Raw genomic sequence first — 12,262 nt, 5'->3', positions numbered from 1 at the left:
GTCAGAAAGTGAAGCCCAGGCGCAGGTGCAGCCTCAGACTTTTGGATTGGATGCCATAGGCGAGATCGGCCTGGACCGGGCCCACGGGGCTGCGCCAGCGAATGCCCGTGCCCACGCCGGCGCGCACGGTCAGCGCCTCAGTGTTGTCGGTGACCGTACCGGCGTCGAGAAACAGCGTGTTTTCCCAGTCGGTGGTGTTGCCGCGCACGGTGATCGGGCGCTGCCATTCGACGCTGCCCGAAGCCATGTAGCGGCCGCCCGTGACCAGTCCGTTGTCGGTGCGTGCACCGATCGACTGGTAGCTGTAGCCGCGCACCGTGGTGTCGCCGCCCGTGAGGAACAGTTGCGTCACGGGAATGCTCACGTCTTCGCGAGCGATCACCGCGCCGCCCGCGGCGCGCAGCGCCAGCCGGCTGCGCCGGCGCGTGATGTCGTCGCGCTGGCCCATTTCTATCAGCGTGAGCCAGCGCGCCGATACCCGGCCGAAAGGCTCGCGCGCCGGAGTCAATGTGGTGCCCGCGCCGACTTCCCAGGCAAAGCCATAGCCCGAGGTGGGCGAAGTAGGGTTGTCGAAGTAACGGCCGGTCCAGCCGTAGTTGGCGGTGATCGACGAGCTTGACGGCAGGTCTTCGCCGCCCTGCAGCCGCGCGGCGTCGTACTGCAGGTAATAGTTGCGATCGATATGGTCTTCGCTGCGGCTGCGCCCGGCACGCAGCTGCAGGCTGGTGGCGTCGAAGTCACCGGACTGTTCGCGCTCGGCCTTGGCGCCGCCGAACCAGGCCCAGCCGGTCTCGTCGGGCAGGTCGGTCCAGTTGGACGACAGCAGCGGATTCTTCTTGTTGATGTTGAGCTTGGTGACCGCGCGCCAGCCTATGCCGGGCAGGCGGTTGTGGATATGGTCCACGCTCAGGCGCGGGCCGGTGTCGGTGCTCACGCCCACGCCCAGCACCCATTTCTGCAGCTTGGCTTCGCGCACCTGGGCGATCACGGGAGCGTTGACCTCGGTGCTGTCGGGCTGGGCAGCGCTGGTGTCCAGGGTCAGAAAGACCGAGTCGTAGTAGCCGCTGCTCGCGAGCCGCTGCTGCGCATCGAGCAGCGTCTGCTGCGAATACTCCTGGCCTTCGGGCAGGCGCGCGATGCGGCTGGTGCCCACGGTGTTGTAGCGTTCGCCGCCGTCGATGCGCAAGGCGCCGAACGTATAGGCCGGCCCGGGCGCATAGGTCACGTCGAGCTGGGCTTCCTGGGTGTCGGCATCGATCACCGCCTGGCTGTTGGCGATGGCCGCCGTGGGGTAGCGGCGCTGCTGCAGGCTGCGCAGGCCCTGGCTCTTGGCGCTGCCCCAGGCCGACTGGGTGAAGCGCTGGCCGGGCTTGAGCGGCCAGGTGGACTGGATGCGCGCGCGCTGTGCCGCGCCCGCGGGGTCTTCGGCCGTGGGGCCGGTGAAGCCGACCTGGGCCGCGGAAATGTGCGCCGGCGGTCCGGGGTCCACGCGCACGATGACGATGAAGCGCTCGTCGCTTTCTTCGGGTGCGTCCTGGATCTCCAGCGCTATCGTCGGACTGAAGTAGCCCAGCGTCCCTATCAGATTGCGGATATTGCGGTCGGCTGCACCCAGCAGGCGCGACAGTTCGCGCCGCTGCAGGTCGGGCTGCTGGCGAAAGCGCTGCAGCTCCATGTGCTTTTCGAGCAGCGTGCGCACCTCATCGGGCGCCTCGACTTTCAGCGTGAAGCTCGGGTTGTCGGAGATGCTGGCGACGGCCTGGGCATCGTGCGATTTTTCCTTCGACGGCAACAGGCTGCAACCGGAAAGCAGCAGCACCGTGGTCAAAAAAAACGCCGGGCGAATCGCCGGCGTCCGTGTGAAGAGGGGCTGGGGCATGGGCCTATTTTGACAGCAGGCGGATGGTGTCCTCCAGGCCTTTCAGTGACAAAGGGTACATCCGGTCACTCATGAGCTGCTGAATGATGCTGATGCTCTGGCGGTATTGCCACACGCCCTGGGGTTCGGGGTTGATCCAGGCGAAGCGCGGAAACGCATGCGTGAGGCGCTGCAGCCACTCGGCACCGGCTTCCTCGTTCTGGTATTCGACGCTGCCGCCGGGCTGCAGGATCTCGTACGGGCTCATGGTCGCATCGCCGACGAAGATCAGCTTGTAGTCCTTGTTGTACTTGCGGATGATGTCCCAGGTGTCGAACTTCTCGGCGAAGCGGCGGCGGTTGTTCTTCCACATGTAGTCGTAGACGCAGTTGTGGAAGTAGTAGAACTCGAGGTGCTTGAACTCGCTCTTGACCGCCGAGAACAGCTCCTCGACGCGCTTGATGTGCTCGTCCATGGTGCCGCCCACGTCCATCAGCAGCAGCACCTTGACGTTGTTGTGCCGCTCGGGAACCATCTTAATGTCGAGGTAGCCCGCGTTCGCTGCCGTGCTGCGTATGGTGTCGGGCAGGTCGAGCTCGAGCTCATTGCCCTGGCGCGCGAACTTGCGCAGCCGGCGCAGCGCGACCTTGATGTTGCGCGTTCCCAGTTCCTGCTGGTCGTCGTAGTCGCGGTAGGCGCGCTGCTCCCAGACCTTGACCGCGCTCTTGTTGCGGCCCGGCCCGCCTATGCGCACGCCTGCGGGGTTGTAGCCGCCATGGCCGAACGGACTGGTGCCGCCCGTGCCTATCCATTTGCTGCCGCCTTCGTGGCGTTCCTTTTGCTCTTCGAGGCGCTTTTTGAGCGTCTCCATCAGCTCGTCCCAGCCCATGGCTTCGATCGCGGCCCTGTCCTCGGCACTGAGTTCGCGCTCGAGCAGCTTGCGCAGCCATTCCTGGGGGACTTCGCGCGTCAGGTCGGCGACCATTTCCACGCCCTTGAAATAGGCGGCAAACGCGCGGTCGAACTTGTCGTAGTGCTTCTCGTCCTTGACCAGCACCGTGCGGCTCAGGTGGTAGAAGTCGTCCAGGCTCCAGCCGTCGGCGCTCTTGGGGCCGACCACGCCGGCCTCGAGCGCTTCGAGCAGGCTCAGGTATTCCTTGACGGAGACCGGCAGCTTGGCCGCGCGCAGCGTGTAGAAGAAGTCAATCAGCATGGATCAGTCTCCGGCAGGCAGGGGCGGCGCCTGCAGGCGCGCACTCAGACGGGCGCGCACCTCGGGCCATTCGCTGGCCAGCAGGCTGTACATGACGGTGTCGCGGATGCTGCCGTCGCGGCGCAGCGCATGCGAGCGCAGCACGCCGTCGCGCTGCGCGCCCAGGCGCTCGATCGCGCGCTGGCTTGTGAGGTTGAGGATGTCGGTGCGCCAGCCGACGACCGTGCAGTTGAGCGTATCGAACGCATGGGTCATCAGCAGCAGCTTGGCGGCGGTGTTCACATGGCTGCGCTGCACGCTGCGCGCATACCAGGTCCAGCCGATCTCGACGCGGCGCACGGCGGGAATCAGGTCGTGGTAGCTGGTGCAGCCAATGACACGGCCGCTGGCTGCGTCAACCACGGCCCAGGGCAGGCGCTCGCCGCGCGCCTGCATGTCGAGCGCCTGGGCAATGTAGGCCGCAGTATCTTCGGGCCGCGGCACCGAGGTCACGCGCAGGTTCCACAGTTCGCCGTCCGCGGCGGCGGCCCGCAGGCCGGGCTCGTGCTCCATGGTCAGGGGTTCCAGCCGCAGGCCATGGCCTTGCAGCACGACAGGGGAGGCGAAGGGCGGGTTCATTTGGATTCAGGCTTGTTGCGTTCGGTGCGCCAGATGCGCGCGGCCTGCAGGCCGCCGCCGCCGAACAGGCCGATCAGCACGATGGCAGCCAGCGTCGAGGGGCCGTAGCCGGAGGCAAACAGGTCCAGGCCCAGCAGCCGGCCCAGGCCGTAGCCCAGCAGCGCGCCGACCACGAAGCCCAGCGCATCGGACAGGCCCTCGACCAGCAGTTGTCGAACATTTGTCATGCAGGTCTTTCCTCAGCGGTTGCGCTGGTTCATCGCGACCAGCTTTTCAAACAGGCTCACGTCCTGTTCGTTCTTGAGCAGCGCGCCCACCAGCGGCGGCACGCTCACCTTGTTGTCGCTGCTTTGCAGCGCCTCCAGGGGGATATCTTCGGCCACCAGCAGCTTGAGCCAGTCGATGAGCTCGCTGGTCGAAGGCTTTTTCTTCAGGCCGGGCAGGTTGCGCACGTCGTAGAAGGTCTTCATCGCGGCCGACAGCAGCTCGGCCTGCAGCTTGGGGAAGTGCACGGCGACGATCTGGCGCATGGTGTCGGCGTCGGGGAACTTGATGTAGTGGAAGAAGCAGCGGCGCAGGAAGGCGTCGGGCAGTTCCTTCTCGTTGTTCGAGGTGATGAAAACCAGCGGGCGGTGCTTGGCGCGGACCATTTCCCGCGTTTCGTAGCAGTAGAACTCCATGCGGTCGATTTCGCGCAGCAAATCGTTGGGAAATTCAATATCCGCTTTATCGATTTCGTCAATCAGTAATGCCACGGGGCGATCGGCGGTAAATGCCTGCCACAGCACGCCCTTAATGATGTAGTTGTGAATGTCCTTGACGCGTTCATCGCCCAGCTGGCTGTCGCGCAGACGGCTCACGGCATCGTATTCATACAGGCCCTGCTGGGCCTTGGTCGTCGACTTGATGTGCCACTGCAACAGCGGCAGGTCAAGCGCCTGCGCCACTTCCTCGGCAAGCATGGTCTTGCCCGTGCCGGGCTCGCCCTTGACCAGCAACGGCCGTTGCAAGGTAGCGGCTGCGTTCACCGCCAGCATCAGATCCTGGGTCGCTACGTAATTTTGTGAACCTTGAAATTTCATGGCGGTATATCAGCGTAAGTATTGATGGGGTAGTTTGACGGTTGCTGCCTATAATCATTTCGCTCCACGAGGCAAAGCAGAACTTCCAAAGGATTGTGCTCGCAAAATGAATCAGACTTTGACCACGATATTTGCCTTGACTGTCGCCTGCGTGACCGGCATGGCCCAGGCCCAGGAGGTACGGGGAGATGCCAAAGCCGGAGCTTCCAAGGTGGCCATGTGCATAGGCTGCCACGGCATTCAAGGGTACCAGGCCAGCTTTCCCGAAGTGCACAAGGTGCCCATGATCTCGGGCCAGGGCGCGGGCTATATTGCCGCCGCGCTGGTCGCCTACCAGAAGGGCGAGCGCAAGCACCCGACCATGCGCAGCATCGCCAATTCGCTGACCGACCAGGACATCGCCGATGTCTCGGCGTTCTACGAAAAGCAGGTTCCCGCGGGCGCGGCCAAGCCGGTGCATGAACCCAGCGTGCAGGTGGCCGAGCTGCTCAAGCGCGGCGCCTGCATCTCGTGTCATGGCGACAACTTCGCCAAGCCCATCGATCCCAGCTACCCCAAGATCGCGGGCCAGCATGCCGACTACCTGTATGTCGCGCTCAAGTCGTACAAGATCGAGAAGAACCCCCAGGTCGGCCGCACCAACGGCGTCATGGCCGGCATTGCCCAGCAGTTCACCAACCAGGAGCTCAAGCAGCTCGCGGGCTATATCGGGGGCCTGGACGGCGACCTGAAGACCGTGCCGCAGTCCAAGTTCCGCTGAGGGCTTGCAGGGCTTATCGCGAGCGCGCCGCGTTCGCCCTGAGTCCAAGGGCGAATCCCTGCCTGCGAATTCCGACTTCAGTCCTTTGTCGCCCTGCGCTGCACGCAGGCGATATACCCGTCCCCGTCCGGCGGGCGCCCGGCGCGCTGGCTTTCCCAGAGCATCTGGCCCAGACACTCCATCGCCGCGTGATGCGCGTCATGCAATGAATCGAGCCGGCGCGTGAGCAGCTCGACGGCCTGGCGTATGCCGCGCGGCTGGTCGATGCTGCACTGCTCGCTGATCGACAAATGCATGGACAGGTGCAGGAAGGGATTGGTCTGGCCCGGCGGGTCTTCGTAGTTGCGCGCCACGGCTGCATCGGCGTCCGCAAGGTCGGCAAAATACTCGGGGTGCTCGGCAATCCAGAGGCTGGCGAGGGTTTCGATGGCTTCCATCGGCGCCTCGGTAAGCATCTTGGCGCGCACCCCGCAGAAAAAGCGCCGGACATCGGCTTGGGAAGGGTTGAACATGATGGCGCGCAGCGTATCACGGGGTGCTAGCCCCCTGCGGGCGCGGGTTTGAGCCCCAGGCCTAGAATTGACGGTTTTTCGCACCGAGCTCCCGATTCATGGACCTGCAGACCTGGTTGGCCTTTTTCCTTGCCGCGTGGATCATCGCGGTGTCTCCGGGCTCGGGCGCGGTGCTGTCCATGAGCCATGGCCTGCGCTACGGCCTGCGCCAGGCCAGCGCCACCATCTGGGGGCTGCAGCTGGGCCTGATGCTGGTGCTGGTGATTGCCGGAGTGGGCGTGGGCTCGCTGCTCGCGGCCTCGGCCTGGGCGTTCAACATCGTCAAGGTGGTCGGTGCGCTCTACCTGATCTATCTTGGCTTCTCGCAATGGCGCTCGAGCACCGGGCCGCTGACCGAAGACAGCGCGCCCGCGGTCGCGCTGAGCCTGCGCAGTCGCCTGCTGACCGGCTTCCTGACCAATGCCACCAACCCCAAGGGCATCATCTTCATGGTTGCCGTGCTGCCGCAGTTCATGACGCCCAGCCGCCCGCTGTGGTCGCAGCTGCTGATTCTGGCCGTGACCATGCTGGCGATCGACGCGACGGTGATGCACGGCTATGCGGCGGGAGCGAGCGCCTTGCGCCGGCTGATGCGCAGCCCGCGCGCGCTGCGCATCCAGAACCGGGTGTTCGGCGGGCTGCTGATGGGCGTGGGCATGGCGCTGTTCTTCGTCCAGCGCAGCGTGCCGGCCGCGGGCTGAGCCGGGCTTGTCGCCTGGCAGACAACGGCCGGGCCGCGCGCCCACTACAGTGGCTCGCATGCGCACCTTTACCTCCTATTCCGAAGTGCTGTCCTGCCTTGGCCAGGAAGTCGCCGTGACCGACTGGATCACGGTCACCCAGCAGCAGATCCAGCTGTTTGCCGACGCCACGGGCGACCAGCAATGGATACATGTCGATCCAGAGCGCGCGGCGGCCGGGCCGTTCGGCGCGCCTATCGCGCACGGCTTTCTGACGCTGTCGCTGCTGCCGCGCTTCTTTGAAAGCGCGTTTGCGTTCGACGGCGCACGCATGGGCGTGAACTATGGCCTCAACCGCGTGCGCTTTCCCGCGCCCGTGCCCGTGGGCAGCCGGCTGCGCGCGCGCATGACGCTGCAGCAGGCCGAGCGCATAGCGCCCGACGGCCTGCAGATGACCTGGGCGGTGACCATAGAGCGCGAAGGCGGCGAGCGCCCCGTCTGCGTCGCGGAATCACTGATTCAGAGCTACGGCGCGCCCGCCTGACGCCTTGCGTCTAGTCGAGCTTTGCGCCGGGAAAATCGAGCTGGCGCCAGGCTTCAAAGACGCTGACGGCCACGGCGTTCGACAGGTTGAGGCTGCGCTGGCCCGGCAGCATGGGCAGGCGCAGGCGCTGGCCGGGCGGAAAGCTCTCGCGCAGGGCCACGGGCAGGCCGCGCGTTTCCGAGCCGAAGATCAGCCAGTCGCCGGCTTCGAACTGCGCGCTGTGCAGCGGGCTGCTGCCGTGCGATGTCATGGCGAACATGCGGTCCGGGTCGGGCAGTTCGTCGCGCAGAAAAACGGTCCAGCCCGCATGCCTCTTGACCTGGGTGTACTCGTGGTAGTCAAGTCCCGCGCGGCGCATGAGGCGATCCTCCATCGAAAAGCCCAGAGGCTCTATCAGGTGCAGCGTGCAGCCGGTGTTGGCCGCGAGCCGGATGACATTGCCCGTGTTGGGTGGGATTTCGGGCTCGACCAGAACAATATGAAACATGCCCCTATTGTCGTGGCAGGTGCTGGGTACGCGCGACAACCATGGCACAAATGTGGATTGCGCCCGCGCGCCGCAGTGCCTGAGCGGCGGCTTCCAGCGTTGCTCCCGTGGTCATGATGTCGTCGACCAGCACCACGCGCTGACCTGCAAGCAACGCGGCGCAGCGCGCCGGCACTTCGAATGCGCCACGCAGATTGCGCAGCCTCGGCTCGCGCTGCAATCCGCTTTGCGCCGCCGTGTGGCGGGTGCGCACCAGCAGGTTGGCGCAATCTCCGGCCCGGGGTTGGCGCGCGAGCACCCGGGCCAGCAGCGCGGACTGGTTGAAGCCGCGTTCGCGCAGGCGTTGGGCAGACAGCGGCACGGGAACGATCCAGCGCGCCGCGGCCAGCGCGGCCGCCACGCCGGGAACCTGGGCCAGCAGCTGCGCGAGCGCATGGGCCGCGCCCGGGTCCTGCTGGAACTTGAGCTGTGCAAGCAACGACGACCAGGGGTAGCCATAGTCCACGGCCGCCCAGGCGGCGTCGAACGCCGGCGGCGCGCGCAGGCAGGCACCGCATTCGGTCGCGCCGCCCGCCAGGGGCAGGGCGCAGCGCCGGCAGCGCGGCTGCGCGGCGGCCCAGCGCGCGGCGCAGTCGCCGCAGATGCGCTTGCCGGGCCAGCGCGCGCAGATCGCGCATTGGCTGGGCAGGGCCTGCTGCAGCTGCGCCAGGCCCTGAAGCAGCCATGCACCGGGGCGTGAAAACATGGCAAAAACTATACGCCGCCGCCGTGCGTGCTACGTGTTTTTTCGGGCTGTGGCCCAATGGCGGCAGGGGCATGCGCGCGCGCTGCCTGAAAAACTTTCCTGTCGCCTGCTCTCCTTTTCTGTATGTCCTCCGATCTGCTTCCTCCCACCATCGATCCCGTGGCCGCCGCGCGCTGGCATCAGGCCGCGCCGCCTTTGTCCCCCTGGCTGCACGAGGAGATCGCGCGGCGCATGGACGAGCGGCTCGAATGGATAGTCCAGGCGCCCAAGAACTGGTGTCATTGGGAGCCGGTGCGCGGCGGTCTGCAGGCGCATGGCCTGCTGGCCGCGCGCTATCCCCAGGCTGGCGTGCAGGTGCACGAGGGCGCGCCGCGGCGCATGGACCAGGCCCGGGAGCAACTGGGCAAGCGCTGGTGGCAGCCCGCGCGCTGGCTCGGCGGCGCCGTGCAGTTCGGCCCGCCCGCGCCCGGCAGTGTCGACATGCTGTGGGCCAACATGGCGCTGCATACCGCGGCCGACCCGCAGGGGCTGATTGCCCAGTGGCACCAGGCGCTCGCGGTCGACGGCTATGTGATGTTCTCCTGTCTGGGGCCCGACACGCTGCGTGAACTGCACGCGGTCTATGCCGACCTGGGCTGGCCCGTGCCCGGCCATGCGTTCACCGACATGCACGACTGGGGCGACATGCTGGTGCAGGCCGGCTTTGCCGAACCGGTGATGGACATGGAGCACATCACGCTGACCTTCGCCACGCCGCAGCGCCTGCTGCAGGAGCTGCGCGAACTCGGCTGCAACCTGCACCCGGCGCGTTTTGCGGGCCTGCGTGGACGCCGCTGGCGCAGCGAGCTTGAAGCCGCGCTGCTGCAGCGGCTGGCCTCGCCCGCGCACGATGGTCAGCTGGCGCTGACCTTTGAAATTGTCTACGGTCATGCCTACAAGCCCACACCCCGGCTCAAGGTCAGCGAAAGCAGCGCCGTGTCTCTCGAGGACATGCGTTCCATGTTGCGTGGCGGGCGCAACCCGGGTTTGCGCTAGTCCGAATGGCACTTTCTGGTCATTGCTTTGGCAGCTTCCCGACATACAATTTTTGCAATGACACATAAGAGCGGGTCACATGGACGGGCAGATCGCCCGCGTTGACCACGTGAAAGAGCTTTCCCTGCGCACCTCACTTCAAGGCAGGGAAGGAACCCTCGGCGTTGCTGCCACGATGGGAGAAAAAATTGGTGTTTCGCTTTGCCACGGGGTCGGGCCAGCGGGTAGACGGGCGACTGGCTCGCGCATGGGATGGAGATCGTTTGAAACGCTGCACCGCGGTTGTCGCATCGACAACGCGGCCGCTGCATTGCCTGCAATTCTCGGTGCGCACTGACACGCACCAGACTTCCTTTTTTCCAGCGGGCGTCTTCCAGGCGCGGCGCAGCCGTTGCCGTGTGCCAGCGCACGCTGCGGTCCAGGGGGCCGAACCACGCGGTGCCCTGCATAACTTGAGCCTTAGAAGCAAGTGAGAACCATGAAAAGCATTTCCTCCAAGCTGAAAGCATTCGTCGCCATGGCAGGCACAGGGATGGGAGCGGCGGCCCACGCCGTGCAGGACCTGCCGGGCGGCCCGGCCGTCAATCAGCTCAACCTGCACCCCGCGGTGACGCGCATCGCCCAGGAGCAGCAATACCTGCACTGGATGATGCTGGGCATATGCACGGCGATCTTCGTCGGCGTGTTCGGCGTGATGTTCTATTCGATCTGGAAGCACCGCAAGTCGCGCGGCGCCAAGGCCGCGAATTTCCACGAATCGGTGACCGTCGAAGTCATCTGGACCATCGTGCCGTTCCTCATCGTGATCGTGATCGCCCTGCCGGCCACCAAGGTGCTGGTGGCGCAGAAGGACACGACCAATGCCGACCTGACCATCAAGGTCACGGGCTACCAGTGGAAGTGGGGCTACGACTACATCAACGGCGAAGGCGAGGGCCTGGGCTTCGTGTCCACGCTCGACAGCAGCCACCGCGCCATGTCCGACAGCGGCGATGTGCGCAACGCGCCGGTCGACTATCTGTTCAAGGTCGACAACCCCATGGTCGTTCCCGTCGGCAAGAAAGTGCGCGTGATCACCACCGCCAACGACGTGATCCACTCGTTCATGGTGCCGGCCTTCGGCATCAAGCAGGACGCGATTCCGGGCTTCGTGCGCGACACCTGGTTCCGCGCCGAGAAGGTCGGCGACTACTACGGCCAGTGCGCCGAGCTGTGTGGCAAGGAGCATGCCTACATGCCCATCCACGTGAAGGTGGTCAATTCGGCGGAATACACGCAATGGGTCGAAGGCCAGCGCAAGCTCGCGGCCGCCAAGCTCGACGACCCGACGCGGGTCTGGGAACTCGCTCCCTTGCTGGCACGCGGCGAGAAGGTCTATGCGGCCAACTGCGCTGCCTGCCACCAGGCCAACGGCAAGGGCGCGGGCCCGATCAAGCCGCTTGACGGCTCGGCCGTGGTGCTCAACACCGACCATGCGCAGCAGATCCGCATCCTGCTCCAGGGCGCTGCCAACGGTGCGATGCCGTCGTGGAAGCAGCTCAGCGATACCGACCTCGCCGCCGTCGCGAGCTACACCAAGAACGCCTGGTCCAACAAGACCGGCCAGCTGGTGCAGCCGTCCGAAATCGTCGCTGAGCGCAGCAAGTAAGCGGGCACTAACGTACCGAGGAATCGAAGATGAGCGCAGTAATTGACAACCACGGTCCGGCAGCAGGCCACGCGGGCCACGACGAGCACCACGATCACCACCACGCGCCGCCTACCGGCTGGCGCCGCTGGATGTACGCGACCAACCACAAGGACATAGGCACGCTGTACCTGCTGTTTGCCTTCACCATGCTGATGGTGGGCGGCGTGCTCGCGCTGCTGATACGCGCCGAGCTGTTCCAGCCCGGCCTGCAGCTCGTGAACCCCGAGCTGTTCAACCAGCTGACCACCATGCACGGCCTGATCATGGTGTTCGGCGCGATCATGCCGGCCTTCGTCGGCTTCGCGAACTGGATGATTCCGCTGCAGATCGGCGCCTCCGACATGGCGTTTGCGCGCATGAACAACTTCAGCTTCTGGCTGATGGTGCCCGCGGGCGCGATGCTGATCGGCTCGTTCTTCATGCCCGGCGGCGCACCCGCGGCCGGCTGGACGCTCTATGCGCCGCTGACGCTGCAGATGGGCCCGTCGATGGACACCAGCATCTTCGCGATGCACGTTCTCGGCGCCTCGTCCATCATGGGCTCGATCAACATCATCGTCACCATCCTCAACATGCGCGCTCCGGGCATGACGCTGATGAAGATGCCGATGTTCGCCTGGACCTGGCTGATCACCGCCTATCTGCTGATTGCCGTGATGCCCGTGCTGGCCGGCGCGATCACCATGACGCTGACCGACCGCCACTTCGGCACCAGCTTCTTCAATCCCGCGGGCGGCGGCGACCCGGTGATGTACCAGCACATCTTCTGGTTCTTCGGCCACCCCGAGGTCTACATCATGATCCTGCCGGCCTTCGGCATCGTGAGCCAGATCGTTCCCGCGTTCGCGCGCAAGCGGCTGTTCGGCTATGCGTCCATGGTCTACGCGACGGCATCGATTGCCATCCTGTCGTTCATCGTCTGGGCGCACCACATGTTCACCACGGGCATGCCGGTCACGGGTCAGCTGTTCTTCATGTACGCGACCATGCTGATCTCCG

Annotated in this window: 14 protein-coding genes; 6 read left to right on the top strand and 8 right to left on the bottom strand. The window is 65.5% G+C overall.

From position 1 onward, the window contains the following. Position 1: 1 nt before the first annotated feature. Genes RR928_RS16260 through RR928_RS16240 form a run of 5 tightly spaced genes read right to left on the bottom strand, consistent with a single transcriptional unit; the run spans position 2 to position 4,771 of the window. Positions 2-1,879 (bottom strand): autotransporter assembly complex protein TamA, encoded by a 1,878-nt coding sequence (locus RR928_RS16260; RefSeq protein WP_332539419.1) that lies wholly within the window; start codon positions 1,877-1,879, stop codon positions 2-4. Positions 1,880-1,883: 4 nt separating this feature from the next. After that, positions 1,884-3,071: a vWA domain-containing protein gene (locus tag RR928_RS16255; protein WP_332539418.1), complete on the bottom strand. Its 1,188-nt coding sequence runs from the start codon at positions 3,069-3,071 to the stop codon at positions 1,884-1,886. A 3-nt stretch (positions 3,072-3,074) separates the two neighbouring features. Further along, a complete protein-coding gene (locus tag RR928_RS16250) occupies positions 3,075-3,689 on the bottom strand; it encodes a GNAT family N-acetyltransferase (protein WP_332683316.1) in 615 nt (204 codons plus the stop codon). Further along, positions 3,686-3,916, bottom strand: coding sequence for a hypothetical protein (locus RR928_RS16245; protein WP_332539416.1), 231 nt, complete (start codon positions 3,914-3,916; stop codon positions 3,686-3,688). Before RR928_RS16245 ends, RR928_RS16250 begins: the two co-directional genes overlap by 4 nt. A gap of 12 nt (positions 3,917-3,928) precedes the next feature. Next, positions 3,929-4,771, bottom strand: a complete 843-nt coding sequence (locus RR928_RS16240; RefSeq protein ID WP_332539414.1) for an AAA family ATPase — start codon at positions 4,769-4,771, stop codon at positions 3,929-3,931. Positions 4,772-4,877: 106 nt separating this feature from the next. On the opposite strand from RR928_RS16240, the gene RR928_RS16235 reads away from it, so the two are divergent. Then, positions 4,878-5,531, top strand: a complete 654-nt coding sequence (locus RR928_RS16235) for a c-type cytochrome (RefSeq protein WP_332539413.1) — start codon at positions 4,878-4,880, stop codon at positions 5,529-5,531. Between the two features lie 77 nt (positions 5,532-5,608). On the opposite strand, the gene RR928_RS16230 is transcribed toward RR928_RS16235, so the two are convergent. After that, positions 5,609-6,043, bottom strand: coding sequence for a DUF1841 family protein (locus RR928_RS16230; protein ID WP_332683314.1), 435 nt, complete (start codon positions 6,041-6,043; stop codon positions 5,609-5,611). A gap of 98 nt (positions 6,044-6,141) precedes the next feature. On the opposite strand from RR928_RS16230, the gene RR928_RS16225 reads away from it, so the two are divergent. Together RR928_RS16225 and RR928_RS16220 are read left to right on the top strand one after the other, a co-directional pair. Then, positions 6,142-6,783 (top strand): LysE family transporter, encoded by a 642-nt coding sequence (locus RR928_RS16225; protein ID WP_332549421.1) that lies wholly within the window; start codon positions 6,142-6,144, stop codon positions 6,781-6,783. A 58-nt stretch (positions 6,784-6,841) separates the two neighbouring features. Next, positions 6,842-7,306 (top strand): MaoC family dehydratase, encoded by a 465-nt coding sequence (locus tag RR928_RS16220; protein ID WP_332539408.1) that lies wholly within the window; start codon positions 6,842-6,844, stop codon positions 7,304-7,306. A 10-nt stretch (positions 7,307-7,316) separates the two neighbouring features. Here the strand turns inward: RR928_RS16220 and RR928_RS16215 are convergent, their stop codons facing one another. Together RR928_RS16215 and RR928_RS16210 are read right to left on the bottom strand one after the other, a co-directional pair. Then, positions 7,317-7,793 carry a tRNA (cytidine(34)-2'-O)-methyltransferase gene (locus tag RR928_RS16215; protein ID WP_332539407.1) on the bottom strand — a complete coding sequence of 159 codons (477 nt, stop codon included), beginning with the start codon at positions 7,791-7,793 and terminating at the stop codon, positions 7,317-7,319. Between the two features lie 4 nt (positions 7,794-7,797). Continuing rightward, on the bottom strand, positions 7,798-8,538 hold the full coding sequence (locus RR928_RS16210) for a ComF family protein (protein WP_332539405.1): 741 nt from the start codon (positions 8,536-8,538) through the stop codon (positions 7,798-7,800). A gap of 123 nt (positions 8,539-8,661) precedes the next feature. Between RR928_RS16210 and RR928_RS16205 the strand changes: the two genes are divergently transcribed. The 3 genes from RR928_RS16205 to RR928_RS16195 all read left to right on the top strand — a co-directional run. After that, on the top strand, positions 8,662-9,573 hold the full coding sequence (locus RR928_RS16205) for a class I SAM-dependent methyltransferase (protein WP_332539403.1): 912 nt from the start codon (positions 8,662-8,664) through the stop codon (positions 9,571-9,573). 478 nt (positions 9,574-10,051) lie between these two features. Further along, positions 10,052-11,221, top strand: a complete 1,170-nt coding sequence (gene coxB, locus RR928_RS16200) for a cytochrome c oxidase subunit II (RefSeq protein WP_332683310.1) — start codon at positions 10,052-10,054, stop codon at positions 11,219-11,221. 29 nt (positions 11,222-11,250) lie between these two features. After that, positions 11,251-12,262, top strand: a 1,012-nt coding sequence (locus RR928_RS16195) for a cbb3-type cytochrome c oxidase subunit I (RefSeq protein ID WP_332683308.1), incomplete at its 3' end; no start/stop codon positions are given.

It is taken from the genome of Comamonas sp., from assembly GCF_036666375.1.
Lineage (GTDB): Bacteria > Pseudomonadota > Gammaproteobacteria > Burkholderiales > Burkholderiaceae_C > Comamonas.
This window is presented reverse-complemented; position numbering and strand designations above follow the sequence as displayed.

Excerpts from the sequence above, each read along its gene's own strand:
- RR928_RS16260 (WP_332539419.1), bottom strand. The coding sequence starts at position 1,879 with ATGCCCCAGCCCCTCTTCACACGGACGCCGGCGATTCGCCCGGCGTTT.
- RR928_RS16255 (WP_332539418.1), bottom strand. The coding sequence starts at position 3,071 with ATGCTGATTGACTTCTTCTACACGCTGCGCGCGGCCAAGCTGCCGGTC.
- RR928_RS16250 (WP_332683316.1), bottom strand. The coding sequence starts at position 3,689 with ATGAACCCGCCCTTCGCCTCCCCTGTCGTGCTGCAAGGCCATGGCCTG.
- RR928_RS16245 (WP_332539416.1), bottom strand. The coding sequence starts at position 3,916 with ATGACAAATGTTCGACAACTGCTGGTCGAGGGCCTGTCCGATGCGCTG.
- RR928_RS16240 (WP_332539414.1), bottom strand. The coding sequence starts at position 4,771 with ATGAAATTTCAAGGTTCACAAAATTACGTAGCGACCCAGGATCTGATG.
- RR928_RS16235 (WP_332539413.1), top strand. The coding sequence starts at position 4,878 with ATGAATCAGACTTTGACCACGATATTTGCCTTGACTGTCGCCTGCGTG.
- RR928_RS16230 (WP_332683314.1), bottom strand. The coding sequence starts at position 6,043 with ATGTTCAACCCTTCCCAAGCCGATGTCCGGCGCTTTTTCTGCGGGGTG.
- RR928_RS16225 (WP_332549421.1), top strand. The coding sequence starts at position 6,142 with ATGGACCTGCAGACCTGGTTGGCCTTTTTCCTTGCCGCGTGGATCATC.
- RR928_RS16220 (WP_332539408.1), top strand. The coding sequence starts at position 6,842 with ATGCGCACCTTTACCTCCTATTCCGAAGTGCTGTCCTGCCTTGGCCAG.
- RR928_RS16215 (WP_332539407.1), bottom strand. The coding sequence starts at position 7,793 with ATGTTTCATATTGTTCTGGTCGAGCCCGAAATCCCACCCAACACGGGC.
- RR928_RS16210 (WP_332539405.1), bottom strand. The coding sequence starts at position 8,538 with ATGTTTTCACGCCCCGGTGCATGGCTGCTTCAGGGCCTGGCGCAGCTG.
- RR928_RS16205 (WP_332539403.1), top strand. The coding sequence starts at position 8,662 with ATGTCCTCCGATCTGCTTCCTCCCACCATCGATCCCGTGGCCGCCGCG.
- coxB (WP_332683310.1), top strand. The coding sequence starts at position 10,052 with ATGAAAAGCATTTCCTCCAAGCTGAAAGCATTCGTCGCCATGGCAGGC.